At 71.9% G+C, this 24,771-nt stretch carries 22 protein-coding genes, 1 tRNA gene, 1 CRISPR repeat array and 1 riboswitch (1 of these 25 only partly in view); of the genes, 6 read left to right on the top strand and 17 right to left on the bottom strand.

Annotation, left to right across the window (positions count from 1 at the left end; all coding sequences use genetic code 11):
* A CRISPR array of direct repeats spans positions 1-1,401; the repeat unit is 28 nt; unit sequence GGAGCATCCCCGCGAGCGCGGGGTCGAC (it extends 92 nt beyond the left edge of the window).
* Between the two features lie 1,056 nt (positions 1,402-2,457).
* Together QFZ75_RS06355 and QFZ75_RS06360 are read left to right on the top strand one after the other, a co-directional pair.
* Complete coding sequence (locus QFZ75_RS06355) at positions 2,458-2,715, top strand: AlpA family transcriptional regulator (protein WP_307534553.1); 258 nt, start codon at positions 2,458-2,460, stop codon at positions 2,713-2,715.
* Complete coding sequence (locus QFZ75_RS06360) at positions 2,715-3,941, top strand: site-specific integrase (protein WP_307534555.1); 1,227 nt, start codon at positions 2,715-2,717, stop codon at positions 3,939-3,941. The genes QFZ75_RS06355 and QFZ75_RS06360 overlap by 1 nt, the downstream gene beginning before the upstream one ends.
* Before the next feature lie 89 nt (positions 3,942-4,030).
* On the opposite strand, the gene QFZ75_RS06365 is transcribed toward QFZ75_RS06360, so the two are convergent.
* Positions 4,031-4,104, bottom strand: a tRNA-Pro gene (locus tag QFZ75_RS06365).
* 151 nt (positions 4,105-4,255) lie between these two features.
* Here QFZ75_RS06365 and QFZ75_RS06370 point away from each other — a divergent pair.
* Both QFZ75_RS06370 and QFZ75_RS06375 read left to right on the top strand, forming a co-directional pair.
* Positions 4,256-4,987, top strand: a complete 732-nt coding sequence (locus QFZ75_RS06370) for a transketolase (protein WP_373465815.1) — start codon at positions 4,256-4,258, stop codon at positions 4,985-4,987.
* 92 nt (positions 4,988-5,079) lie between these two features.
* Positions 5,080-6,054 carry a transketolase family protein gene (locus tag QFZ75_RS06375; RefSeq protein ID WP_307534557.1) on the top strand — a complete coding sequence of 325 codons (975 nt, stop codon included), beginning with the start codon at positions 5,080-5,082 and terminating at the stop codon, positions 6,052-6,054.
* A gap of 107 nt (positions 6,055-6,161) precedes the next feature.
* On the opposite strand, the gene QFZ75_RS06380 is transcribed toward QFZ75_RS06375, so the two are convergent.
* From QFZ75_RS06380 to QFZ75_RS06435, 12 genes are all read right to left on the bottom strand, one after another.
* The gene (locus tag QFZ75_RS06380) at positions 6,162-6,521 is read right to left on the bottom strand and encodes an MmcQ/YjbR family DNA-binding protein (protein ID WP_307534559.1); all 360 of its coding nucleotides are present in this window, start codon (positions 6,519-6,521) and stop codon (positions 6,162-6,164) included.
* A gap of 64 nt (positions 6,522-6,585) precedes the next feature.
* Positions 6,586-7,116 carry a GNAT family N-acetyltransferase gene (locus tag QFZ75_RS06385; RefSeq protein ID WP_307534561.1) on the bottom strand — a complete coding sequence of 177 codons (531 nt, stop codon included), beginning with the start codon at positions 7,114-7,116 and terminating at the stop codon, positions 6,586-6,588.
* 5 nt (positions 7,117-7,121) lie between these two features.
* Positions 7,122-7,727, bottom strand: a complete 606-nt coding sequence (locus tag QFZ75_RS06390; RefSeq protein ID WP_307534563.1) for a helix-turn-helix domain-containing protein — start codon at positions 7,725-7,727, stop codon at positions 7,122-7,124.
* A gap of 10 nt (positions 7,728-7,737) precedes the next feature.
* Complete coding sequence (locus QFZ75_RS06395; protein ID WP_307534565.1) at positions 7,738-8,655, bottom strand: LysR family transcriptional regulator; 918 nt, start codon at positions 8,653-8,655, stop codon at positions 7,738-7,740.
* Positions 8,656-8,676: 21 nt separating this feature from the next.
* Positions 8,677-9,879, bottom strand: a complete 1,203-nt coding sequence (locus QFZ75_RS06400) for a glycine C-acetyltransferase (RefSeq protein ID WP_307544245.1) — start codon at positions 9,877-9,879, stop codon at positions 8,677-8,679.
* A gap of 76 nt (positions 9,880-9,955) precedes the next feature.
* Complete coding sequence (gene tdh / locus QFZ75_RS06405) at positions 9,956-10,984, bottom strand: L-threonine 3-dehydrogenase (RefSeq protein ID WP_307534567.1); 1,029 nt, start codon at positions 10,982-10,984, stop codon at positions 9,956-9,958.
* 159 nt (positions 10,985-11,143) lie between these two features.
* Positions 11,144-11,761, bottom strand: a complete 618-nt coding sequence (locus QFZ75_RS06410) for a GAF domain-containing protein (RefSeq protein ID WP_307534569.1) — start codon at positions 11,759-11,761, stop codon at positions 11,144-11,146.
* The gene (locus QFZ75_RS06415) at positions 11,758-12,357 is read right to left on the bottom strand and encodes an ATP/GTP-binding protein (protein WP_307534571.1); all 600 of its coding nucleotides are present in this window, start codon (positions 12,355-12,357) and stop codon (positions 11,758-11,760) included. Before QFZ75_RS06415 ends, QFZ75_RS06410 begins: the two co-directional genes overlap by 4 nt.
* The gene (locus QFZ75_RS06420; protein WP_307534573.1) at positions 12,335-12,706 is read right to left on the bottom strand and encodes a DUF742 domain-containing protein; all 372 of its coding nucleotides are present in this window, start codon (positions 12,704-12,706) and stop codon (positions 12,335-12,337) included. Before QFZ75_RS06420 ends, QFZ75_RS06415 begins: the two co-directional genes overlap by 23 nt.
* Positions 12,703-13,137 (bottom strand): roadblock/LC7 domain-containing protein, encoded by a 435-nt coding sequence (locus QFZ75_RS06425; protein ID WP_307534575.1) that lies wholly within the window; start codon positions 13,135-13,137, stop codon positions 12,703-12,705. The genes QFZ75_RS06420 and QFZ75_RS06425 overlap by 4 nt, the downstream gene beginning before the upstream one ends.
* 77 nt (positions 13,138-13,214) lie before the next feature.
* On the bottom strand, positions 13,215-15,332 hold the full coding sequence (locus tag QFZ75_RS06430; RefSeq protein WP_307534577.1) for an ATP-binding protein: 2,118 nt from the start codon (positions 15,330-15,332) through the stop codon (positions 13,215-13,217).
* 371 nt (positions 15,333-15,703) lie between these two features.
* Positions 15,704-16,918 carry an MBL fold metallo-hydrolase gene (locus QFZ75_RS06435; RefSeq protein ID WP_307534579.1) on the bottom strand — a complete coding sequence of 405 codons (1,215 nt, stop codon included), beginning with the start codon at positions 16,916-16,918 and terminating at the stop codon, positions 15,704-15,706.
* Between the two features lie 326 nt (positions 16,919-17,244).
* Between QFZ75_RS06435 and QFZ75_RS06440 the strand changes: the two genes are divergently transcribed.
* Positions 17,245-18,408 carry a Glu/Leu/Phe/Val dehydrogenase dimerization domain-containing protein gene (locus tag QFZ75_RS06440; RefSeq protein WP_373466028.1) on the top strand — a complete coding sequence of 388 codons (1,164 nt, stop codon included), beginning with the start codon at positions 17,245-17,247 and terminating at the stop codon, positions 18,406-18,408.
* 111 nt (positions 18,409-18,519) lie between these two features.
* Positions 18,520-19,134 carry a TetR/AcrR family transcriptional regulator gene (locus QFZ75_RS06445; RefSeq protein WP_307534583.1) on the top strand — a complete coding sequence of 205 codons (615 nt, stop codon included), beginning with the start codon at positions 18,520-18,522 and terminating at the stop codon, positions 19,132-19,134.
* 104 nt (positions 19,135-19,238) lie between these two features.
* Here the strand turns inward: QFZ75_RS06445 and QFZ75_RS06450 are convergent, their stop codons facing one another.
* The 4 genes from QFZ75_RS06450 to QFZ75_RS06465 all read right to left on the bottom strand — a co-directional run bounded on the left by QFZ75_RS06450 (position 19,239) and on the right by QFZ75_RS06465 (position 24,664).
* Positions 19,239-20,024 (bottom strand): SGNH/GDSL hydrolase family protein, encoded by a 786-nt coding sequence (locus QFZ75_RS06450; protein WP_307534585.1) that lies wholly within the window; start codon positions 20,022-20,024, stop codon positions 19,239-19,241.
* Between the two features lie 161 nt (positions 20,025-20,185).
* Positions 20,186-20,905 carry a DUF6250 domain-containing protein gene (locus tag QFZ75_RS06455; protein WP_307534586.1) on the bottom strand — a complete coding sequence of 240 codons (720 nt, stop codon included), beginning with the start codon at positions 20,903-20,905 and terminating at the stop codon, positions 20,186-20,188.
* Between the two features lie 245 nt (positions 20,906-21,150).
* Positions 21,151-22,089: a M23 family metallopeptidase gene (locus tag QFZ75_RS06460; RefSeq protein WP_307534588.1), complete on the bottom strand. Its 939-nt coding sequence runs from the start codon at positions 22,087-22,089 to the stop codon at positions 21,151-21,153.
* A 4-nt stretch (positions 22,090-22,093) separates the two neighbouring features.
* A riboswitch (cyclic di-AMP (ydaO/yuaA leader) is annotated at positions 22,094-22,252 on the bottom strand.
* A 303-nt stretch (positions 22,253-22,555) separates the two neighbouring features.
* The gene (locus tag QFZ75_RS06465) at positions 22,556-24,664 is read right to left on the bottom strand and encodes an alpha-galactosidase (protein WP_307544247.1); all 2,109 of its coding nucleotides are present in this window, start codon (positions 24,662-24,664) and stop codon (positions 22,556-22,558) included.
* Positions 24,665-24,771 lie beyond the last annotated feature (107 nt).

Below are 24,771 nucleotides of genomic sequence, written 5' to 3' on the forward strand. Positions count from 1 at the left end.
ACGTGCCCCAACGAAGACGGCACGAGGTTCCGGAGCATCCCTGCGGGCGCGGGGTCGACTACGGCTACGACGCGTCCGGGACCGACATCGTCGGAGTATCCCCGCGGGCGCGGGGTCGACGACATTGCGGCCGCGATGCTCAACGTGGGCAAGGGAGTATCCCCGCGGGCGCGAGGTCGACACCGTGGCCGTCCGCGGGGTGAGGAGCCGGTACGGAGTATCCCCGCGGGCGCGGGGTCGACCAGACGAGCACGTGGGAGGACGCGGGGACCGACGGAGTATCCCCGCGGGCGCGGGGTCGACGGGCCGGTAGTCGTACACCCCGGGCCTCCCTACGGAGTATCCCCGCGGGCGCGGGATCGACTACTGGTCGGCCTCCGCCTGGCCCATGCCTACCGGAGTATCCCCGCGGGCGCGGGATCGACAGCGCTGTCGTGGGTGCCCCGGGCCAATCCAGCGGAGTATCCCCGCGGGCGCGGGATCGACGTCACGGAACGCAGGGACCCCGGAGCCGAGGCCGGAGTATCCCCGCGGGCGCGGGATCGACTCGTACGCCGCGGCGTCGCGCGCCTGCCACCACGGAGCATCCCCGCGGGTGCGGGGTCGACCTCGAAGAGCGGGGTGCGCGGTTCGACCAGGTCGGAGCATCCCCGCGAGCGCGGGGTCGACTGGTCCTCGCGGCCGCCGAGGGAGTACACCCACGGAGCATCCCCGCGAGCGCGGGGTCGACAACTTCACGGGCTTCTTGGCGATCCCGGAGACCGGAGCATCCCCGCGAGCGCGGGGTCGACCTGGTGTAGCCGTGCCCGGAGAACGGACCCGTCGGAGCATCCCCGCGAGCGCGGGGTCGACGTCGCCGGCAGTGACCCGGACGCCCCGAACGGCGGAGCATCCCCGCGAGCGCGGGGTCGACCGGTCAGCCGGGCGGAGATCCTCCCGGGTGACCGGAGCATCCCCGCGAGCGCGGGGTCGACCTCGAACAGTCGGAGTACCCGACCGCCCAGCGCGGAGCATCCCCGCGAGCGCGGGGTCGACGCGGTCGCGGAGATCAGCGGCCAAGGTCTCGGCGGAGCATCCCCGCGAGCGCGGGGTCGACGAGGCGCTGCGTGAAGACGTGCCGCACGACGCAGGAGCATCCCCGCGAGCGCGGGGTCGACAACCCGGACAGGGAGGGCTACGACCCCGGAGGCGGAGCATCCCCGCGAGCGCGGGGTCGACACGCCCTCGACCATCCTCGTGTTGATGAACGTCGGAGCATCCCCGCGAGCGCGGGGTCGACCCCAGGATCGACAAGCCTGCCCACGAACGCATTGGAGCATCCCCGCGAGCGCGGGGTCGACAGCACGTGGGAGGACATGGGTTGCATCCTTGACGGAGCATCCCCGCGAGCGCGGGGTCGACACTTGCTGAGCTGGGACTTTACCGGGCCGGGTAGCTGTTTTCATTCAGTTGATTTTTCTCGGCATGAAGGAGCAACTCTCGACGACAGCGACGCCGAGCAGTGGGCGCTCTGGGGCTTTGGCCCGCGTTGACAAGCACGAGCGTGAAACAACCGAAAGATCATTCACACAGGTCAGCAGGTCGAACCGATCTACCGCAGCAGGTCACGGAATGTGCTGACCCCTTCCGGAACAATTCACCGCCTGCAGCCAGGGCCAGTAGACGTCGCCCTGGAGTAACAACGTGCAGGGTGGCGTTGGCTGCCGGCACCACTGCCTGGCCGGAAGTACAAACAGTTACTGCAGAGCCCGACCGCCGGCTACCACCAAACGACCACCCCGGGCAAAGCAAGATCCGGGCCATTCCCGGACCAACGACTCCGACCAGCTGCCCATAATCACCAAGTGCGCAGGTCAGAGATACGCCGCCGCTGTACCACCAGCAGACGAAGAACCTATTGGGCGCTCCGCTCATGTGGCTGAGCATGATTGCTTGGCGCCATGAAATTCCCGGCACCCCTGTCTCAAGGTCTTACTCATCAGACCGCCTGAACAGCCATCGGCAGGGCTGTTTGAGAAGTCGGCGCTGCGGTGCAGTGAGCGGGTCAAAGTACACGTAGAGCACGGGGTCCTCAACGGCCCTCTCAGTGCGCCGGATCGGCCGCATCCAAGCCCGTCAAGGAGTGCGAAGGGCGGCCGTCTGAGGCGCATGGCGGCCGAGATGATAGCCCACCATCGCCGGTTGGCCCAACCGGCGTTGCCGCAGACCATTGGTAGGGCGCCGCCGTACTGCCACGCTTTCACGCAGTTGCCGGTCGACCAGAGTCTCTGTCCGAGCACGACCTCTCAGTCGACCGCCCGACACCGCCAGCACCGCCCGAAGTGTCCGCACCATCATCTGGCCGGGTCAGGAAGCCAGTTCCGCTGCCTCCGGCGAAGATCCTGCTCCTGTACCGGCCCGCCCCTGTGTTGAAGCACTCACAGTGTCCATCACGCCCCGCCACCCCGCCCGGAGCCCATGCCCCCCGCCACGCCTGACCAGCAATCAGCCACCAGCACACCGCTCCAGGACCTCCTCAACGCAGGCTGGAGCACCACCGAACAGCTCGCCCGCCTGCTGAACGTCGATCCCTCCACCATGCGGCGCTGGCGTACCGCCCGCCCGCCACAAGGTCCGCCCTTCGTACGGCTCTCCGAACGCGTCGTCCTCTACAGCAACCACGACGTGGAGCAGTGGCTTCGCCGACACCGCACCGTCCCCCAGGGCGAGCGCTGATGGGGCAAGCCGCACAGATCCCGGTCGGCGTCCGGCTCTCCGCCGACATCGAGCATCGCCCCGACCGGGCCTCCCCCTACCGTGCCCGTGTCCGCTGGACCGACCCGGTCACCGGCAGACGCCTCACCCTGTCCGAGAGCAAACCCACCCAGGACGACGCCCGCACCTGGATCAAGGGCATCAAAGACGCCGCCCAGGCCGGTATCTCCCCCGACCTCGCCACCATGACCCTGGCCGACTACGGCGACGCCAACATGCACCTCGCCCTGCGCGGCCTGGAACTCAAGACCCACGACCCATACATGGCCGGTTGGCGACGGCGCATCGTCCCCGCCCTGGGTCACCTGCCGGTCCGGATGATCACCAACGGCGCCGTCGACCGCACCGTCCATGCCTGGATCGCCGACGAACTCAGCCGCTCCGTCGTCAAGAACAGCATCGCCGTCCTCGTCCGCGTCATGGAACAAGCCGTCCGCGACGGCCTGATCACCCTCAACCCCGCCCGCATCACCGGCTGGCAGGCCCAGTACAAGCAAGCCCAGGACGAACTCGATGACCCCCGCTCCCTCGCCCTGCCCGACTGGGCCACCCTCCAACGCCTCGCCAACGCCCTCGTCCAGCGCTCCCACGACCACTACCAGGGCTGGGCAGACGTCGTCCTCTTCGCCGCCTGCACCGCCGCACGCATCGGCGAGGTCTCCGGATGCCGTGTCGGCGACATCGACACCAGCCAGTGGATCTGGACCATACGGCGTCAGACCACACCCGCACCCGGCGGACTGACCGACAAGGGCACCAAAGGCAAACGCGCCCGCAAGGTTCCCATCGTCGAGGAAATCCGTCCCCTCGTCGCCCAGCGCATCCTGTCCGCCGGCCCCGACCCCGACGCCCGCCTGTTCACCGGCCCACGCGGCGGACGCATCTCCACCGCCGTCCTACGCGACGCCACCCACTGGGACGACGTGGTCACCAAGCTCGGCTACGAGCACCTGCGCCGCCACGACCTCCGCCACACCGGACTCACCTGGCTCGCCGACGCCGGAGTGCCCGTCCACGTCCTGCGCAAGATCGCCGGACACGGATCCCTCATCACCACCCAGCGCTACCTGCACTCCGACCTCCGCCAGATCACCGACGCCGGCACCGCGCTCACCGCCCACCTGACCATGGTCCGCGCCCCCAAGACCCTGCCCACCCTGCCCGCCGGTCCCCGCCGCGCCCGCTAGACCGCCTGGTCCCCACATGGTCCCCAAGAACAGGTCAGAGGGCCCGCCGGATTCCTCCGGCGGGCCCTCTGACATGCGACTGTCTCCAGTCGGGACGACAGGATTTGAACCTGCGACCCCTTGACCCCCAGTCAAGTGCGCTACCAAGCTGCGCCACGTCCCGTTGCCCGTTGTGACCTGGGGTTTCCCCTGGCTGAACGCGCACCGAAACTCTACCGCACTCGGGTCGGTGATCGCGCACTCCTTTTGTCCCGGCCAGCTCGTCCCGGCGACCACTTGACCTCAACCTTTATCGAGGTTGCACGATCGTCCGTATGACGACGACAGCGGCGGGACACCGGCACATGGACAGGTACGAGCAGGAACACGACAGCTACGAGGCGCTGCCCGGGCTGATGCGGCTGATGAGCGGGGACGAGAAGCACGGCCCGGCGGCGACGTCCACGCTCGACGCGCTCTGGGTGCTCTACGACCAGGTGCTGCGGGTGGACCCAGCGACGGCGGACGCCCCCGGGCGGGACCGGTTCCTGCTGTCCAAGGGGCACGGCCCGATGGCGTACTACGCGGTGCTGGCCGCCAAGGGCTTCGTACCGGCAGGCTGGCTCCCCGGCTTCGGCTCGTACGACTCGCCGCTCGGCCACCATCCGGACCGGGTGCTCGTACCGGGCGCCGAGATCGGCAGCGGTTCGCTCGGGCACGGGCTGCCGATCGCGGTCGGCACGGCGCTGGGACTGCGGGCCCAGGGGCTCGACGACCCGCACGTGTGGGTGCTCGTCGGCGACGCCGAGCTGGACGAGGGCAGCAACCACGAGGCCATCGCCTACGCGGGCCCCGCCGGGCTCGACCGCCTGCACACCGTCGTGATCGACAACTCGTCCGCGAGCTGGGCGCTGCCCGGCGGGATCGCCAGGCGGTTCGAGGCCGCTGGCTGGTCGGCCGCGACCGTCGACGGCCGGGACCACGAGGCCCTGTACGCCGCGTTCACCGCGCCCCATCCCGGGCGGCCCCGCGTGGTCGTCGCCCGGGTCGAGCCGAAGGACGCCTGAGCCGCCACGGCGCCCGCCCCTCACCCCTTCGCCCCTCACCCCTTCGCCGTTCACCCCTCACCCTCACCCCCATCCTTCCCAGGAGGTTTCCGATGGACTCCATGCGTGAGCGCTTCGCTCCCGTCGTCTCGCGGCTGCTCGACGAGGATCCGCGGGTCGCCGTCGTCCTCGCCGAGATCGGTCTGGCCGGTTTCGAGGAGGCCCTGCGCCGGCATCCGGACCGGGTGATCAACGTCGGCATCCGCGAGCAGTTGCTGATCGGGGCCGGCGCGGGCCTGGCGCTGACCGGGCTGCGGCCCGTGGTGCACACGTTCGCCAGCTTCCTCGTCGAGCGGCCCTTCGAGCAGATCAAGCTGGATCTCGGCCACCAGGACGTCGGCGCCGTGCTGGTCAGCGCGGCCGCGTCGTTCGACTGGCCGGCGGGCGGCTTCACCCACATGTCCCCCGGCGACGTCGCCCTGCTCGACACCCTGGACGGCTGGACCGTGCACGTGCCGGGCCACCCGGACGAGGCCGAGACCCTGTTGCGGCACGCCGTCGCGGCACACGACGACAAGGTGTACGTACGGCTCTCCGATCAGTCGAACGCGCGGCCGCGGCCCGTCGACGGCAGCCGCCTGCGCACCGTGCGCGAAGGGCGGGCCGGTGTCGTCGTCGCGGTCGGCCCCCTGCTCGACCCGGTGCTCGCCGCCACGGAGGGGCTCGACGTCACCGTGCTGTACGCGACGACCGTGCGGCCCCTCGACCCGGCCGCGCTGCGCCGGGCCACGGACACGGCCGGCACCGATGTGGTCCTGGTCGAGCCGTACCTGGCCGGTACGTCGACGTCCGCCGTGAACGACGCCCTCGCGCACCTCCCCCACCGCGTGCTCGGCCTCGGCGTCGGCCGCCGGGAACTGCGCCGCTACGGCGGCGTCGACGAGCACATGCGTGCGCACGGGCTGGACGCGAGGACGCTGCGGGAGCGGATCACCGGCTTCCTCGGCGTACGGGAAGAACCGGTACGGGAAGGACCGGTGAGGGAAGAACCGGTGGGGGAAGAACCGGGTGCGCGGGCACGGGTCTGACCGCTCGCGAGCGGAACACCGGTGGGATCGCGGCCCCCGTGTGCCGCGCTCCCACCAGCCTTCGGATCATGCCACGCGGCACTGACAACGCCCCTCGCCCCGAGATGTCAGCCGCCCGGTACGACCCCCAACTCCGGGTAGGACTCCAGCAGTCGGGTCGAGGCCGCCTGCCGCCACGAGTCCGCGAGGATGTCACGCAGCTCGCCCCCGTCCTCCAGGGCCGCGAGCCGCACCCGCACCCAGGCGGAGCCCGCCTCGTGATCGGCGATCCAGAACTTCGCGGGCTCCGCGAGGACCAGTTCGTCGCGCTCCGCCTTCGGGCAGCGCACGGCCATGGAGGTCTCCTCCTCGGGCAACGTGACGAACATCTTCCCCGCCACCCTGAAGGTGGGCATGCCCCAGGCGGTCTTCTCCACCGTGTCCGGCAGCGAGAGACAGATCCGGCGTACGTCATCGGCATCGTGCATGGAACGCACCGTAGCCAACGCCACTGACAATCATCCGCCGGGAACGATCGCAGCCGTGCCTCCCTCAGCCGACACGTACGTCCGGCACGTACTTGTAGAAGATCGTGGTCGGGTGCAGCCGTCCCGACGGCGTGCTCGCGTAGTCGGGGATGACGCCCGCGCGGGTCCAGCCGGCCGACGCGTACAGCGACTCGGCCGGGCTGCCGGTCTCGGTGTCGAGGTGGAGCAGGGTCACGCCCATCCCGGCCGCCGCGCGTTCGGCCGTGGCGAGGAGCGAGCGTCCGAGGCCGCGTCCCCGCCCTTGCCTGTGCACCATCAGCTTCACCACTTCGGCGCGGTGACGGCTGTTGGGCTTGTCCGGGAGGACGAGGCCCACCGTGCCGACGATCCTGCCGTCCGCGTACGCGGCCCACACCGCCAGGGAGCCGTCCGCGAGCGCGTCCGCCCGCTCCCGCCACCAGCCGACGGCCGCGGCGCGGTCGAGCGGTGCGAGGAAACCGATCGACGCGCCACCGTCGACCGTGTCGGTCAGCAGGTCCGCCAACTCGTCCACGGCGGACAAGAACTGATCATCCGTCAGCCGTGTGCAGGTCATGGCCGTCACGGCAGCACCACCGCCAGCGCGTAGCGCGCGTCCTGCGGGCCGGGGCAGCGGAACCGCGTCGGCCCCCACACCCGCAGCCGCAGGCAGTCGCCGGTGTCGAGCCGGTGCCCGGTGTCCTGCGCCATGACCTCCAACTGCCCGTCGAGCACCCAGATGTGCTGTTCGAGGCCGGGCACGGGAGGCCGGTCGTAGGCGATGTCGGCGCCCGCGGTGAGCCGCCCCTCGACCAGTTCGCCGCGCAGGGCGGCATGCGGCGGGGACACGGACCGGCGTACGAAACCGGAGGCCCGGTCCTCCCAGACGGCCTGGTCGGCGACCCGGACCAGCGGGGCGGGTCCGGCCTCGGCCTCGACCTCGCTGAGCAGCTGGGACATGGTGCGCCCGTGGACGGCGCACAGCCGGTTCAGGAGGGAGGCCGTGGGGCTGGTCTCCGCGCGCTCGGCCCGCGACAGGGTCGAACGGCTCACCCCGCTGCGCTGCGCCAACTCGCCCAGCGACCAGCCTCGTTCGGCGCGCAGCGCGGCCAGCCGGGCGCCGAGCCGGACGTCCACGGGATCCGGCCGGACGGCGGTGTCCGCGTCCGCGTCTTCCTTGCTTCCCATTTTCGGGATGCTATCCCATATCAGGGACGACGGGTGCCGCCTCCGCCAGTGCGTCGAGCACCGGCCGGATCAGCGGATGGGCCTCGGCCCCCCGGCGTACCGCGGCGAAGACCCGGCGGGTGGGGGCGACACCGTCGACGGGGCGTACGACCACGCCCGCGAGGTCCATGCCGTGCAGGGCCGAGCGCGGGACCAGGGCGACCCCCGCGTCCGCCGACGCCAGCGCGACGACCGCGCGGAAGTCGTCCGAGGAGTGTTCGAGGGCGGGCTGGAAACCGGCGTGCTCGCAGGCCAGGACCACCACGTCGTGGCAGGGGTTGCCCGGGTACGGACCGATCCACGGGTCCTTCGCCAGCTCGGCCAGCGGCACCTGCGTACGGTCGGCGAGGCGGTGGCCCTGCGGTACGACGGCATCGAACGGCTCGGCGTACAGCGAGATGTGCGCGAGGCGGGGGTCGTCGGGGTCCGGGGCGCCCCGGTACTCGACGGCGACCGCCACGTCGACCTGCCGGTCGAGCACCATCGGCAGGCTGGCGTCGCCCTCGGCGTCCTGGACGCGCAGCCGGATGCCGGGCGCCGTGTGCGCGAGGCGGGCCAGGGCGGGCGCGACGACGAGGCCGATGCCGGTCGCGAAGGAGGCGACGGTGACCGTGCCGGCCGAACCCGAGCTGTAGGCGGCGAGCTCCGCCTCGGCCCGCTCCAGCTGCGCGAGGACCGCGTTGGTGTGGCCCAGCAGGATCTCGCCCGCGGGAGTCAGCCGTACGCCCCGGGCGCCGCGCTCCACCAGCCGGTGCCCCGTCTCCTGCTCCAGGGCGGTCAGCTGCTGGGAGACCGCGGAGGGGGTGAGGTAGAGCGCGGCGGCGGCGGCGGTCACCGTACGGTGGTCCGCGACCGCTCGGAGGATGTGCAGCCGCCGCGCTTCGATCATGCGGCCGATTCTCTCAGGGATTCAGCCGGTTTCGGCCGCCAGCTCGGCGCGGGCGGCCACGAAGGCGTCCACCGCGCGGTCGACGTCCTCGGTGGAGTGCGCGGCGGACAGCTGTACGCGGATGCGGGCCTTGCCCTGCGGGACCACGGGGTACGAGAAACCGATCACGTACACACCGCGCTCCAGGAGCAGCTCCGCCATCCGGCCCGCGACGGTCGCGTCCCCGATCATCACCGGGGCGATGGCGTGGTCGCCGGGGAGGATGTCGAAGCCCTCCCCGGTCATCCGGGAGCGGAACAGCGCGGTGTTGGCGGCGAGCCGCTCGCGCAGGTCGTCCGCCGACTCCAGCAGGTCGAGCACCTTGAGCGAGGCGGCGGCGATCACCGGGGCCAGGGTGTTCGAGAAGAGGTACGGGCGCGACCGCTGGCGCAGCAGCGCGACGATCTCGGCGCGGGCGGCGACGTAACCGCCCGACGCGCCGCCGAGGGCCTTGCCGAGGGTGCCGGTGATGATGTCGACGCGGTCCATCACGCCGTGGAGTTCGGGAGTGCCGCGCCCGCCGGGACCGACGAAGCCGACGGCGTGCGAGTCGTCGACCATCACCATCGCGTCGTAGCGGTCGGCGAGGTCGCAGATCTCGCGCAGCGGGGCCACGTACCCGTCCATGGAGAACACGCCGTCGGTGACGATCAGCCTGCGGCGGGCGCCCGCGGCCTCCTTCAACTGCTGTTCCAGATCGGCGAGATCACGGTTCGCGTAGCGGAACCTGCGAGCCTTGGAGAGCCGGATGCCGTCGATGATCGACGCGTGGTTGAGGGCGTCGGAGATCACCGCGTCCTCCGCGCCGAGCAGGGTCTCGAACACTCCGCCGTTGGCGTCGAAGCAGGACGAGTAGAGGATCGTGTCCTCCTGGCCGAGGAACGCGGACAGCCGCGCCTCCAGCTCCTTGTGCACCTCCTGCGTACCACAGATGAAGCGCACGGACGCCATGCCGTAGCCCCAGCGGTCGAGCGCCTCGTGGGCGGCGGCCACGACCTCCGGGTGGTCGGCGAGACCGAGGTAGTTGTTGGCGCAGAAGTTGAGGACCTCACCGGGCCGGCCGCCCGCGGTGACGCTGACGGTCGCGGACTGCGGGGTGCCGATGACGCGCTCGGGCTTGTGCAGTCCCGCGGCGCGGATCTCTTCGAGGGTGGTGCGGAGGTCGTCGCGTACGGAGTCGAACATCATCAGTCCTTACAGAGTCCGGAGGCCCTGGGGCGTCCGGTTCCTTACGGGGTCCAGGTCCTGCACGGCCCAGGTCCTACGTGGTCCAGTCGAGGATGACCTTGCCGCCGCGGCCGCTCGCCGCGTCCTCGAAGGCCGCCTCGAAGTCGCGGTGGCCGTAGCGGCCGGTGATGACGGGCGCGAGGTCGAGGCCGCCTTCGAGGAGGACGGACATCGCGTACCAGGTCTCGAACATCTCCCGGCCGTAGACGCCCTTGATCGTGATCATGGAGGTGACGATCCGGGACCAGTCGACGGCGAACTCCTCGGACGGCAGTCCGAGCATGGCGATCCGGCCGCCGTGCGTCATGTTGGCGAGCATGTCCCGCATCGCGACCGGGTTGCCGGACATCTCCAGGCCGATGTCGAAGCCCTCGCGCAGGCCCAGGGCGCGCTGCCCGTCCACGATGCCCGACTCGGCCACGTTCAGCGCCAGGCTGACGCCGATCTTGCGCGCCAGCTCCAGACGGTCCTCGCTGACGTCGGTGATCACGACGTGCCGGGCGCCCGCGTGCCGGGCGACGGCGGCGGCCATCAGACCGATGGGACCCGCGCCGGTGATCAGTACGTCCTCCCCGACCAGCGGGAACGACAGCGCGGTGTGCACGGCGTTGCCGAACGGGTCGAAGATCGCGGCCACGTCGAGGTCGACGGGAACGCGGTGCACCCAGACGTTGGACGCGGGCAGCGCCACGTACTCGGCGAACGCGCCGTCGCGGCCGACCCCGAGCCCCACCGTCGCGCGGCACAGGTGGCGCCGGCCGGCCTGGCAGTTGCGGCACTTCCCGCAGACGAGGTGGCCCTCGCCGCTGACCCGGTCGCCCACGGCGATGTCGCCGGCGTCGCGGCCCGTCTCCACGACCTCGCCGACGAACTCGTGGCCGAGCACGAGCGGTGCCTCGACGGTCTGCCGCGCCCAGCCGTCCCAGTTGCGGATGTGCAGGTCGGTGCCGCAGATCCCGGTCCTGAGGACCTTGATCAGTACGTCGCCGGGGCCGATGACCGGCTCCGGTACGTCCATGAGCCGCAGCCCGGGCTCCGCCTTCTCCTTGACCAGCGCCTTCAACGGGGCTCCCGTGCGTGAGGTCCCGGTTCCGGACACGCCGAAGCACACCCGCACCGGGGAGAGGAGTGGATTCGACCAGCAATCTGCCGTACGCGGGTGCTCCGGGTCCATCGAGGTTTTCTTAAGCGGCGCCGCAGCTTTCCTTCACACCCGCGCCGGTCAGAAGCCGCCCTCGCGCAGTTCGAGCTGCTCGACCAGTTCCGCCGCCATGGCCTTGATGGTGTCCAGGCCGGATCTTCCCCACGGCCGGGGCTCGACATCGGTGACGCACACCGTGCCGAGTGCGATACCGGTGCGGTCGAGAAGCGGGGCGCCGAGGTAGGAGCGGATGCCGAACTCGTCGACGACCGGGTTGCCCGCGAAGCGCGGATAGTCCCGGACGTCCTCCAGGACCAGGGCCTTGCGGCGGACCACCACATGCGGGCAGAACCCGTAGTCGCGGGTCATGTGGCGGCCGGCCCCGAACCGCGCGCCCTGCGCGCGGCCTCCGTCCCTGTCACCACCGCCCGCACCGCCGGTGCCGTTGCCGGTCACAGCGGTGTGCCGGGCGTGCCGGGTGTGCAGTCCGGCGAAGAACTGCCCCTCCTCGCCGATGAAGTTGACCAGCGCGTACGGCGCCCCGGCCAGTTCGGCGAGCCCTCGCGCGAACGCGTCGAGGGCCGGTTCCGCGTGCTCGCCGAGGCCCAGCACACGCAGTCGGCGCGTCCTGGCCGGCGCCTCCTTGTCCTCGGGGGTGAGCAGCAGCCGACCGGCCGGACGCGGCGGGTCGTAGCTCATGTGTGGGCTCCGTGGCTCGGGGCGCGCGAGGGCGCGTGGGCGAGCAGATGGCGTACCAGGGTGAGCAGTGTCTGCACCCCCGAGCTGGAGATCCGCGCGTCGCAGCGGACCACCGGCACGTCCGGGTCGAGGTCGATGGCCGACCGCACCTCCTCCGGGTCGTAGCGGAAGCCGCCGTCGAACTCGTTGACGGCGACGATGAACCCGAGGCCGCGCTGCTCGAAGAAGTCGACGGCGGCGAAGCACTCCTCCAGGCGGCGGGTGTCGGCGAGGACGACCGCGCCCAGCGCTCCTTCGGAGAGCTCGTCCCACATGAACCAGAACCGCTCCTGTCCGGGCGTGCCGAACAGGTACAGCACGTGTTCCGGATCGAGGGTGATGCGCCCGAAGTCCATCGCGACGGTCGTCTCGACCTTGTTCTCGATGCCGTCGAGGTTGTCGGTCGCGGCGCTGACCGTGGTCAGCAGTTCCTCCGTGCTGAGCGGCGCGATCTCGCTCACCGCGCCGACGAAGGTGGTCTTGCCCACTCCGAACCCTCCCGCCACCAGGATCTTCAGTGCGGTGGGGAACGGGTCAGAGCTGTCGTCGTAGTCCATCGAGCACTGCCTCCAGAAGAGACCGGTCAGTGGGGTTGTGGTGGAACGTGGGGGGCTTCGTGGACAGCGCCCCGCAGTCGACGAGGTCGGACAGCAGCACCTTGGTGACCGCCGCCGGCAGCCTCAGATGAGCGGCGACCTCGGCCACCGACACGGGGTCCCGGCACAGTTCGAGTGCCTGCGTGTGTTCGGGACCGAGGTAGCCGAGGGGGGTGACGCCGGTGGACCGCACGTGGGACAGCAGGTCGAGCGCGGTGCTCGGCCGGGTCCGGCCGTTGCTGACCTGGTAGGGCCGCACCAGGCGTCCGGCCGCGCCGTCGAGCCAGGGCCCGTCACCGGCCGCGTTCAAGGCCTCATCGCCGGCGGTTCGGCGGAGTGCTGTCGCGGCGCCGTCATGAGGTACGGGCGGACGCTCTTGACCAGCATCGCCATCTCGTAGCCGAGCACGGCCGCGTCGGCGTCGCGGCCGGCGAGCACGGCGAGACAGGTGCCGGAGCCCGCGGTGGACACGAACAGCAGCGTGGAGTCCAGCTCGACGACGACCTGGCGTACGCCGCCGCCGTCGCCGAAGCGGACGCCCGCGCTGCGTCCCAGGGAGTAGAGCCCGGAGGCCAGGGCGGCCATGTGGTCGGCGCTGTCGGGGTCGAGCCCGTGCACCGATTTCACCAGGCCGTCGCAGGAGAGCAGCACCGCGCTTCTGGTGTGCGGTACGCGCTGCACCAAGCCACTCATCAGCCAGTCGAGGTCGGATGCGTGGCCGGTCGGCACATCGCTCGCCATGGGGGATCGACTCCTTGAAATACGAAGGTCTGCGGGAGCACAGGGGCGTCCGGGGGCGGACGCGGGGGTGGCGTGGTTCATCCGGCCGGTGTGCTCCCGTCGTGCCGGACGGTGAGACCGTGACCGGGCGCAGACGGCGCGGACGGCTCGAACGGGGCGGGCACCCCGGGCGGGGCGGACGGGACGGACGCCACGGACGGTTGGGGCCGCTCGGGCGGCACGGGCGGGTCGCCGCCGAAGGATGTCCCGTCCATGTGGTCGGGGCCGATGCGGTCGGCTTCCCCGTACGCGGGCTCGGCGTACCCGGGCTCGGCGTACCCGGGCTCGGCGTACGCGGGCTCCACGGGGAGGCCGCCCGCGAGCTCCGCTTCCCTGTGCTGGGCCTCGGCGAGCCCGATGCCCCGCTGGAACGCCGCCATCAGGCCGGGGTCGTGCTCCACGGGGAACTCTGACTCCTGCCGGGGCGCGGGTCCGCCGCGCAGCTCCGGCGCTATGTGCTCCTGGGCCCGCCGCTTGGGCAGCCGGGGCCGGCTCATGCTGCCGCGCACCGTGCCGTTGCGCGGGGTGGGCGGCGCGAGCGTGTGCTCGGCGACCGCCTGCCTGTCGTCGGGCCGGATGCCGGGAACGGCCTCCGCGGGGTTGGCCCGTGTCCCGGCACCGCGCACCGGGAGCGGGTCGGGGCCGCCTGCGCCGCCCCGGCCGTTCACGGCGGTCGGCCCGACGGAGGTGTCCCGCTGGGGCAGCGGCAGCGGCAGCGGCAGCGGCTGCGACCGGGGCGCGGGCCCGGCCGCTCCGGCCGCATGAGCGGACACTTCCGGCAGGGGCACCCCATGGGCCGGCGTTCCATGGCCGGGGGTGCCGTGGGCCGGAGCGCCCGGTCCGGGCGTGCCGTGGGCAGGCGTGCCGTGCGCCGGGGCCACGTGCGTGGGCGCCCCGTGCGCAGGGACCTCGGCCCCGCCGCCCACCGCCCGGGCCGGGCCGGAGCCCGGCTCCGCGCCCAGCAGCGCCTGCGGCACGACCAGCACGGCCTGTACGCCGCCGTAGATGTTGGTCTGCAGCCGGACGGTGATCCCGTGCCGGCGCGCGAGCTGCGAGACCACGAACAGCCCGATCCGGCCGTCCTGCAGCAGGCTCGCCACGTTCACCTGGTCGGGGTCGGCGAGCAGCGTGTTCATCCTGTGCTGCTCGGCCAGCGGCATCCCGAGCCCGCGGTCCTCGACCTCGACGGCGAGCCCGGACGTGACGATGTCGGCCCGCAGCAGCACCTGGGTGTGCGGCGCCGAGAACACCGTGGCGTTCTCGACGAGTTCGGCCAGCAGGTGGATCACGTCGGCCACGGCGTGCCCGCGCACGGTCCCGTTGATCGGCGGTACGAGCTTGACCCGGGAGTACTGCTCGACCTCCGCGGTGGCGGACCGCAGCACCTCGGTCATGGAGACCGGGTTGCTCCACTGGCGGCGCGAGACGGCGCCGCCGAGCACCGCGAGGTTCTCGGCGTGGCGCCGGATGCGGGTGGCGAGGTGGTCGACGTGGAAGAGGCCCTTGAGCAGGTCCGGGTCCTCGATCTGGTTCTCGAGCTCGTCGAGGATCGAGATCTCGCGGTGCACCAGGGACTGCAGCCGCCGGGCCAGGTTGACGAAGACCTCGACCTTCTGCTCGCTGCCCGCGTGGCTGGAGAGCTGGGAGGCCTGGACCACCGCGGTGACCGCGCCGTCGTGGGCGGACGCCAGGTCCTCGGCGAGCAGGTCGAAGTCGTCGGCGTCCGGGGCGGGCCGGCCGCGCTGTCTGCGGGCGGGCGGCCCGTCCCCGCGGCGCAGCGTCTCGACGAGGGTGAGCAGCTCGGCCTGGCCGCGGGCGCTGGCGCGGCGCAGTGATCCGATGCGGTCGTGCACGGACCGGGCGGCGCGGCCGGCCGCCACGGCGGCGACGACGATGCCCGCGAGGGCGACACCGACGGCTCCGGTGAGCACGATCCACAGCGTGGGGCCGGGGTGTGCGCCGGTCGTGCGGACGGTGAAGAGCACGGCGGCACTGCCGCTGAGCGCCACCGCGATGGGCGGCAGGAGCGCGAGGCGGAGCAGCTGGGGCCGTATGTGGGCCTCGGGCAGCGTGGGGGCGGGGTGAGGGACCGGCCGCCCGTGCCGCCCGCCCTCGCGGCGGTCTGCGCGTGCGGCCGGTGCGCGAAGGTGAGACATCGACGTCCTCGTACTGGTGTGTCGGGGCTGTGGGGGCTCCCCCGGGCTGCGACCGGCGCCCGCTCCGGACGGGGCGTACGCGATCGCGGTGCCGGGCGCACCGGGCCGGAGAATCCGGTCCGGTACCGCTCAGCGGCCACTCACGGTAGTCGTGACAGCACCATGTGCGGTGAGCAGTTGACAAAGTCCGACGGCCGACGTCCCTCTCCGGTGTGAGCGTTCGTACGACAGCCCGATAAGTCACTCGAACGCATGCGCGTCTGACGCCGCGAACCGATCACACCTGGTCAGAAGCGGTCAGCAGAAAACGGCGAGGGCCGGGGAGCGGTGTGCTCCCCGGCCCTCGCCGATCGCCTTCCGGCACCTCCGGATCACCCGGTCGGGACGGATTCCGGCTCTCCGCTGTCCACCGCGGTGCCGGCCGCCCGGTCACGCGGTGTGTCGCGGACCGTCTCCCCGGCCACGGGCCAGCCGCCCCGCGGCGCCAGCGCCACACCGCGCCACCAGGGCTCGGACGGAACGGCCTCGGCCGTGGGTTCGAAGGGCTCACCGGGACGGGGCAGCGCGATCCGGGCGCCGGCCTCCCGGGCGGCGGCGACGGTGCCCTCGCCGGGCTCGGCCCACGGGTGCGTCGCGAGGTTGAACGTGGCCCAGTGGATCGGCATCATCACGCCGGAGGGCGCGGCGCCCTGCAGGTCGAGGTGGGCGCGCATGCCCTCCTCGGGCGTCATGTGGATGTCGGGCCAGAACTCGCTGTACGCGCCGATCTGGATCATCGTGGCGTCGAAGGGGCCGTACGCCGCGCCGATGTCCTTGAAACCGGTGAAGTACCCGGTGTCGCCGCTGTGGTAGATCCGGTGCTCGTCGCCCGCGACCACCCAGGAGGCCCAGAGGGTGTGCTGCGTGTTGCGCAGGCCGCGGCCGCAGAAGTGGCGGGCCGGGGTGGCGGTCAGGGAGATGCCGCCGACCTTCGTCGTCTCGTGCCAGTCCAGCTCGCGCAGCCGGTCCGCCGGGACGCCCCAGTGCTCCAGGTGGGCGCCGACGCCGAGGGGCACCGCGAACACCGTGTCCGTACCGGCCAGTGCCTTGATCGTGGGCAGGTCGAGGTGGTCGTAGTGGTCGTGCGAGATGACCACCACGTCGACCGGGCCGAGCGCCGCCAGCGGCACGGGCGCGGGGTGCAGCCGCTTGGGGCCGGCGAAGGCGAACGGGGAGCACCTCTCGCCCCAGACGGGGTCGAAGAGCACCCGGTGCCCGTCGATCTCGGCGAGCACGCTGGAGTGGCCCATCCATGTGATCCGCAGCCCGGAGGCGGGAGGCTTCGCGAGGTCGGCGAGGGTCGTGGCATGGACCGGCACGACGCCCACCGGGGCCCGGTGGGCCCGCTCCTCCTTGCGGAAGTAGATCTTCGCCACCTCGAGCATGGCGCCCTCGGGACGGGGAGCCCCCTCGGGGTTGCGGAAGACACCGTCCGCGTAGTTCGGGGATCTGCGGATGCGCTCCATGCGCTCACCACTGGGATCCGCGCCGAAGGCGGCGGGGCGCAGAGCACGGAGCCCGGAGCTCAGGGAACGGGAACCGGTCACGGCACCTCCAGGTGGGTGGGTCTGTTTTTCCATTATGGTCACCGCCTCCGACAGCGCCGGGTCGGGCGCGTGACGGTGCGGTGTCCGTGCCGGGCACGGACGGGGTGCCGGACGTCCGTCCGGTGCGTCGGCAACCCCGCCCCGCCTCTTCGGCACCGACCGGTCGATACTGACCGATCATTCAGTAGCGAGAGTGCGGGACAGGCACCGGACACAGTGATGCGCCCGGCTCCCAGCGGGTGAAACGTTCCGGGGCCGGTCCCTGTTCCCGAATTGATGATCCCCGTTCCCGAGGAGACCGCGTGACCGCCGACAACCTTCCCCTGATGTCGCTCACCTGGACCGATCACGTCACGGGTCGTCAGGGGCACCTGGTCGTGGACCGCCTCGTGCGCGGTGTCTGCAGCGGCGGGCTGCGGATGCGGCCGGGCTGCACGCAGGCCGAGGTGGCGGGGCTGGCCCGGGGCATGACCATGAAGGAGGCGCTGCACTACAACCCGGAGGGCCGCTACATCCCGTTGGGCGGCGCCAAGGGCGGCATCGACTGCGACCCCCGGGACCCGCAGGCGTACGGGCTGCTCGTGCGGTACCTGCGCGCCGTGCGCCCGTACATCGAGAACCACTGGACCACCGGCGAGGACCTCGGCCTCAGCCAGGACCTGGTCGACCGGGCCGCGGCGGAGGCCGGGCTCGTGTCGACGATCCAGGCCGTGTATCCGCTGCTCGACGACGAGGGGGCGGCCCGGCGGCGGCTGGCGGACGCGTTCGCCGTGGAGGTGGACGGCATCGGCCTGGACGAGCTGGTCGGCGGCTGCGGGGTGGCCGAGTCGGTGCTGGCGGCCCTGGACCGGTCCGGCACGGCGTACCGGGGGACGCGGGTCGCCGTGCAGGGTCTGGGCACCATGGGCGGGGCCACGGCCAGGTTCCTGGTGCGCGCGGGCCTGAGCGTCGTGGCGGTCGCCGACGTGAAGGGCACGATCGCCAACCCTGCGGGCCTGGACGTGGACGCGCTGCTCGCCGCGCGGGACGCGTTCGGCACGGTGGACCGCGCCGCCCTGCGCCCCGCCGACCGCGAACTGCCCGGTGACGCCTGGCTGTCCACCGCGGCCGAGGTGCTGGTGCCCGCCGCGGTCTCGTACGCCGTCGACACCGTCAACCAGCGCCGGATCACCGCGCGTTGGATCGTCGAGGCGGCCAACATGCCCGTCCTGCCCGAGGCGGAGGAACCGCTCGCCGCGCGCGGAATCACCGTCCTGCCGGACGTCGTGGCCAACTCCGGTACCAACGCCTGGTGGTGGTGGACGCTCTTCGGTGACATCGGGGCCGACGCGGACGAGGCGTTCGCGTACACGCGGCGCTCGATGCGCGCCCTGGTCGACCTGACGCTCGCCCGTGCGCAGGCCGACGGGACGACACTGCGGGCCGCCGCGCACGCCGTCGCCGCGGAGCGCCTGCCGGTGATCGCGGAGCGCTTCGGCCGGTACCGCTGACGGCTCCCACGGTGCCGGTGACGTGCCCGCGCGGTACCGGTGGCGTCCTCCACGCGGCCGGTAACCGCCCCTGTGACGGTGCCGCCCCCGACCAGGCCATAGGGTTGTCCGGTGGCAAGGGTGCGGTTGGGTGTGGCGCAGCGGCGCGAGGAGTTGCTGCGGGCCGCCGTCCGGCAGATCGAGGAGCACGGTGTCTGCGCGGTGCGGATCGCCGATGTGGCGAACGCGCTGGGGGTGAGCAACGCCCTGGTGCTCTACCACTTCTCCACGAAGGAGAAACTGGTCGCCGCCGCGTTCACGTACGCGGCCGAGGACGACCTCGCCCACCTGCGCAAACTGCTCGGCCGCCGCACGACCGCACGGCGCAGGCTGCGGGCCGCCGTGCGCTGGTACGCGCCGACCGGGCAGGCCAAGGGCTGGCGGCTGTGGATCGAGGGCTGGGCGGTCGCACTGCGCGAGCCGGCGCTGCGGGACGTCACCCGTGACCTGGACCGGCAGTGGAAGGCCGCGCTCATCGAGGTCATCGCCGAGGGGGTGGCCGGAGGCGAGTTCCGGTGCCCGGACCCGACGGGCACGGCGCTGCGTCTGACCGCCCTGCTGGACGGACTGGCCGTGCAGATGACGGCGTACCCGGGCGCGGTGTCACGCACCCGCACCCAGCAGTGGGTGGACGAGGCACTGGCCCGCGAACTGGGCCTCGACGAAGGGGCGTTGCGCGAGAGGTGACCGGTGCCGCCCGACGGCACCGGCCGGGCGGCACCGGCCACCCCTCGAAATCCCCTCCCCACGGACCTCGCGGAGCCTTCAGGCCTCCGGGATTTTCCGGATCTTCAGGCCACGGCCTCGATCCACGTCTTGATGTCGCCCGGTGACAGGCTTCCCTTCGCCACCACCCGGTCGCCCGAGGACTCCCCGCGCAGCCGCCGGCCGATCCACGGCACGAGGTACTCCCGGGCCCATTGGATGTTGTCGCGCCGTACCTCCGACGTGCCGCGCGGCGGCAGCGGCGGCCAGGGCTGGTCCGGATCCGCCGGCACCTCGAGGCCGAGGACCTGACCGGCGCGCAGGGCCACCCGGGTGTGCCCCTCGGGCGACAGGTGCAGCCGGTCGCCGTCCCAGGCCCGCCGGTCCTGGATGGTCCTGAGCGACCACAGGTCCAGCACCGGGCAGTTGTACCGGTCGGCGATGGCCCGCAGATGCAGGTTGTAGGTGGCGATCTTGCCGCGCATGTGCCGGAGCACGGGCACGCCACGGGTGTCGAACCCGGTGGTCACCAGGACCGTGCCGACGGCCGACGTCAGGTCCGCGACGGCCCGCTCGTAGCGCTCCGCGACCTCGTCGGGATCGGTGCCCGGCCGGATGATGTCGTTGCCGCCCGCACAGAAGGAGACCAGGTCCGGAGCGAGCTCCCTGGCCCGCTTCAGCTGGTGCTCGACGATCTGGTCGAGCAGCTTCCCGCGGACCGCGAGGTTGGTGTAGCCGAAGTCGCCCTCGGGCCGCCGGTCCGCGAGCAGCACCGCGAACCGGTCCGCCCAGCCGACGAAGGACCCGTCCGGGCCGGGGTCGCCGACGCCCTCGGTGAAGCTGTCCCCCACCGCCACGTACGACCCGATCACTGATCTGTTGTCGTCTTTTCTGTTGCCGTCTCTCGAATCGTCTGCCACGTCGGCCCATGATTCACCTTGGGGTGTGAGCTACGCGACCGTAGGAAGGGGTTGACGCGCGGTGAGATAAGCCACTTGTCAAGTGTTGGTCAATCCAGGAATACAGAGCTCCTTCAGGTACGTTTCCGCAGCTCCCGTACGTGGAAGTCGCTGATCGCGAAGTGGCTCCAGGTGGTCCGGAAGGCGAAGTGCCCGCTCGTGTACGGCTCCGGGTCCGTGTGGTCGAGAACGAGCCGGCCGTTGTTCCACCACTGGACCGTCGAACCGTCCGAGACGATCCGGACCCGGTTCGGCCGGTTCGCGGTGAGCAGGGGCTCCGTGTAGTCGTGGATCAGCGGCCGTACGCCCGCCTCGCCGACGTAGCGGCGCAGCCTGGTCGTGGTGTTGCCGTTCGCGCCGTATCCCACGTAGTACGTCCTGAGGTGGTCGTAGGTCGCGAGCGCACCGTCGCGGGGCGTGGCGAAGAGGTCGTCGGGCGAGCGGGCGTCGATGGCGTTCCAGAAGTTGTTGAGGTCCGAGACGCGGTCGTTGACGCCGCCCGCGCCGATCGGGACGGCGGTGTACCCGATGACGTACGGTCCGCGGAGCGCGTGCCTGAACCAGACCGTCGCACCGCCGGGTACGTCGATGTCCAGGACACCCCGGGAGGCGGTGACGCTGCCGCCGTCCTGCAGTTCGGTCACCCACCGGCCGAGGCCGTGCCTGAAGTCGTCGCGGGCGAGGATCCGCCCCGGGCGGTGGCGGTCCGCGGCGCCCGCCGGCGCTCCGGGGACGAGCGCGGCGAGGCCGGCGCCTGCGGCCAGGGCTCCGAACGCCCTGCGTGTGGTCGTCATGGCGCGGTTCCTCCGGGGGTGGTGAGCGACGGCTCCGGCACCGCCATGGGTGCGGAAAGCGCTTGTGGAGATCACTCTGGCGCCTGCCGCCCACCCGTGTCGACGCTCCGCCCGGCCACGCCACGAGACCGCAACACGCCGCGCCCGTCGCGCGGGCGGTACGGGCCGTACCGTCCGCGCGACGGCATGCCGAAGGCCGGACCCCGTGACGGGGTCCGGCCTTCGAAGGACGTGCCGAGCGGGTGTCAGACGGAAACGCCCTTGGCACGCAGGTACGCCAGCGGGTCCACGTCCGAGCCGTAGTCCGGGGTGGTGCGGATCTCGAAGTGCAGGTGCGGGCCGGTGACGTTGCCCGTCGCGCCGGAGAGGCCGACCTGCTGTCCGCCGGTCACGGCCTGGCCGGCCGAGACGGACAGGGAGGACAGGTGGGCGTACTGGGCGTAGTGGCCGTCGGCGAGCCGGATGACGACCTGGTTGCCGTACGCGCCGCCCCATCCGGCGGAGACCACCGTGCCCGCGCCGACGGACTTGAGCGAGGTGCCGGTGGGCACCACGAAGTCGACACCGGTGTGGTAGCCGCTGGACCACATGCTGCCGGACATCTTGTACGAGGTCCCGATCGACGCACCCGCGACCGGCAGCGAGAAGCCGCTGGAGGCCGACGGAGCGGTCGAGGTGGCGGCGGAGGTGTCCGTGGCCCTGGACGTCGTGGCCGGCTTCTTGGCGGTGGACCGCCCGGCCGCCTCGGAGGCGTCGGAGCCGGTGGTGGCCGCGGCCCCGCCGAGCGTGAGCTTCAGGCCCGGATGGATGAGCGACGGGTCGCCGCCGACCACGGTGCGGTTGTCCGAGTACAGCTTCTTCCAGCCACCGTCGACGTCCTGCGTGTCGGCGATCTTCGACAGGGAGTCGCCCGAACGCACGGCGTACGTCTTGGTGGTGACCTTCTGCGCCCCGGTCTTCCCCGCTCCGGCCTTCTTGTCGGCGGCCGGTGCGGACTTCGGGGTTTCGCTCGCGACGTTCGAGGCACTCGCGACGGAGTCGGCGGCGGACTGCGGGGTGGCGGCGTGCGCTCCGGCCGCGCCGAGCAGCGGGAGGGCGAGGGCCGCGCCCCCGGTTCCGGCCACGGCTATGGAGCGGGTGAAACGCTGGGACCTGGGACGGCGGTGCTTACCCTTCGCGGGCATGACGAATTCCTCTCCGGCGCCTGCGAGGTGAGCTGTCGGGTGCGGGCTGGAGATGCCCGGCCGTGCTGTCGCACGGCTTAACCCCGAGCCCGTTCCGGAGACCGGAACAGGCGTAGTACCTGTGGGTCCCCCGCTCCTGCCGTGGATCGGGTGGGTGTGCGGATTCCGGGCGGCGGCAGGATTGGGCGTCCGTCCGGATTGGAGGTGAACGTAAGCGACATGAAGAGGCGGAAACAACCTTCGGGGTTTCCTGTGTCCCCTGTTTCCTTGATCCTCCGATGGAATACCGGTCACCCTGCGTGAATACGGGCCGCCTTTTCCTTGCTGCGGCCCTGGAAACAAAGTGGACTTACGTGAGCATGGCGACAGCGGAACGTCACGGATATGACGCTGCTCACGGCGCACGGCCCCAGGAGCCTTCATTCCGGCACGAGTTGGAACGAAGGCTCCATTGCGGACACATCCGTCACATGCGACGCAGCCGGACAACTGCCGCGTCGAGATCCCCGCGCAGCCCCGTCCGCACCCCGTGGTGCAACAGCACCGCACCCCGGTGCACTTCGCCCGTTTCGAGGCATTCGTACGATGCTGACGGGTCGAGTCCGCGCAGCCGCAGCGGCGGGACCGGCTCGCCGTGGTGCTGGGCCTGCAGCCAGGCGAGGACGACGGTCTCGCCGCCGCGGACGTACTGGACGGCGCTCAGCCCGCCCTCCGGCGCCCGCAGCCGGTACAGGTCGCCGCCCTGCACGACGGGCCGGATCTCCTTGTAGAGGTCCACCCAGGTCCGCGCCTCGGCCAGCTCCCCGGCGCTCCACCGGGTGAGGTCGCCGCCGACTCCGAGCACCCCGGCCATCGCGCTCACGAACCGGAAGCGCAGCGAGCTGACCCGCCCGTTGAGCTGGGTGTTCGGGCTGTCTGTGACCCAGGCGGCCATGGCCCGCGCGGGATGCACCTGGCTGTACCCGTGCTGGATGGCGAGCCGGTCGAGCGGGTCGGTGTTGTCGGAGGTCCACACCTGGTCCGTACGGGCCATGATCCCGAGGTCGATCCGCCCGCCGCCGCCCGAGCAGGACTCGAAGGCCACGTGGGGGTGGGCCGCCCGCAGCCGGTCCAGCAGGCGGTACAGGGCGTGCACATGGTCCACCCACAGCCGCTGCGGATACGCCTCGCCGGGCCAGCCCGCGTCGGTGAAGCAGCGGTTGAAGTCCCACTTCACGTAGTCGATCGGCGCGCTGGAGAGCAGCGCGTCGAGCTGTTCCCACAGGTACTCCTGGACGTCCTCGCGGGCGAGGTTCAGGACGAGCTGGTTGCGCAGTTCCGTGCGCCTGCGGCCCGGCTGGAACTGCACCCAGTCGGGGTGCGCGCGGTACAGCTCGCTGTCCGGGTTGACCATCTCGGGCTCGACCCAGATGCCGAACTGCATCCCGAGCCCGTGCACGTAGTCGCTCAGCGGGGTGAGGCCGCCGGGGAAGCGGTCCCGGTTGACCGTCCAGTCGCCGAGCCCGGCCCGGTCGCTGGTGCGCGCCCCGAACCAGCCGTCGTCCACCACGAACAGCTCGATCCCCGCGTCGGCGGCCCGGCGGGCGAGCGCCCGCTGCTGCTCCTCGGAGATGTCGAACTCGGTGGCCTCCCAGGAGTTGTAGAGCACGGGCCGGTACCGGTCCGCGTCCGGGATCACGTGCGCGCGCTGGTACGCGTGCCAGGCACGGCTCGCCCCGCCGAAGCCACCGTCGCTCCACAGCCCCGCGAAGACGGGCGTGACGAAGCTCTCCCCCGGCTCCAGCCGCAGCAGGCCCGAGTCGTCGTACCCGGCGCCGCCGGTGATCTGCACGCGCGCGTCCGGCAGTTGCGCCACCGCGATCCGCCAGGTCCCCGACCAGGCGAGCGCGCAGCCGTAGACCTCGCCCAGCTCCTCGGTCGCCGTGCCGTCCGCGTCCAGGGCGACCCACGGCAGGTGCTGGTGCCCGGTGTGCCCGCGCCGGCTGCCGATGATCTTCTCGCCGTAGGTGAGCTCCGAGCGCGTGAGCCGTGACTCGGCCGCCCACCGTCCGTGCAGCTGGGACAGCCGCCACCCGTCGCGCAGCGGCAGCGTCCAGGTCGCGGAGTCGGCCCGCAGCACCTCCAGGGCGGGCCCCTCGTTGGCGAGGGTCACCCAGCGCTCGACGACGTCGCCACCGGCCCGCATCCGGTAGTGCAGGGTGATGCCGAGCCCGGAGTCGGAGAACCGCAGCCGCAGCTCGCCCCCGCCGGCCCCCTCCGCCCCCTCGGCCTCGTCGGTCTCGTACCCCTCGAAGCGCCACTCGGTGCCGCGCCTGTCCGGTGTCCGCACGGACAGCGCGGGCCGCACGAAGCGGGGACCGCCCTCGACCGGGTACTCCTCGTGGCCGTCGAGGGTCGCCTCGAACGCCCAGTACTCCGGGCCGGGACCCGCGGCGAGCGCCTCGGCGTCGGCGAGTGCGATCCTCGGGCCCCAGTGCAGATGAAGCAGCTCGTCCTCGTCACCGAGCCGCAGGCCGTAGCTGCTCGTGGGCCCCGAAAGAAGCCACGTACGGCCGTCTGCGCCGATCTCTACCATCAAGCCCTCACATATTCGAACAGGCACGCTCAAGCCCCAACATCATCAGGGCCGACCCGCCCTTCGGGCAACGCCTGTGGACAACTCATCGGCCCGTGAACCGATGT

This window comes from Streptomyces sp. V3I8, from assembly GCF_030817535.1.
Taxonomy (GTDB): domain Bacteria; phylum Actinomycetota; class Actinomycetes; order Streptomycetales; family Streptomycetaceae; genus Streptomyces.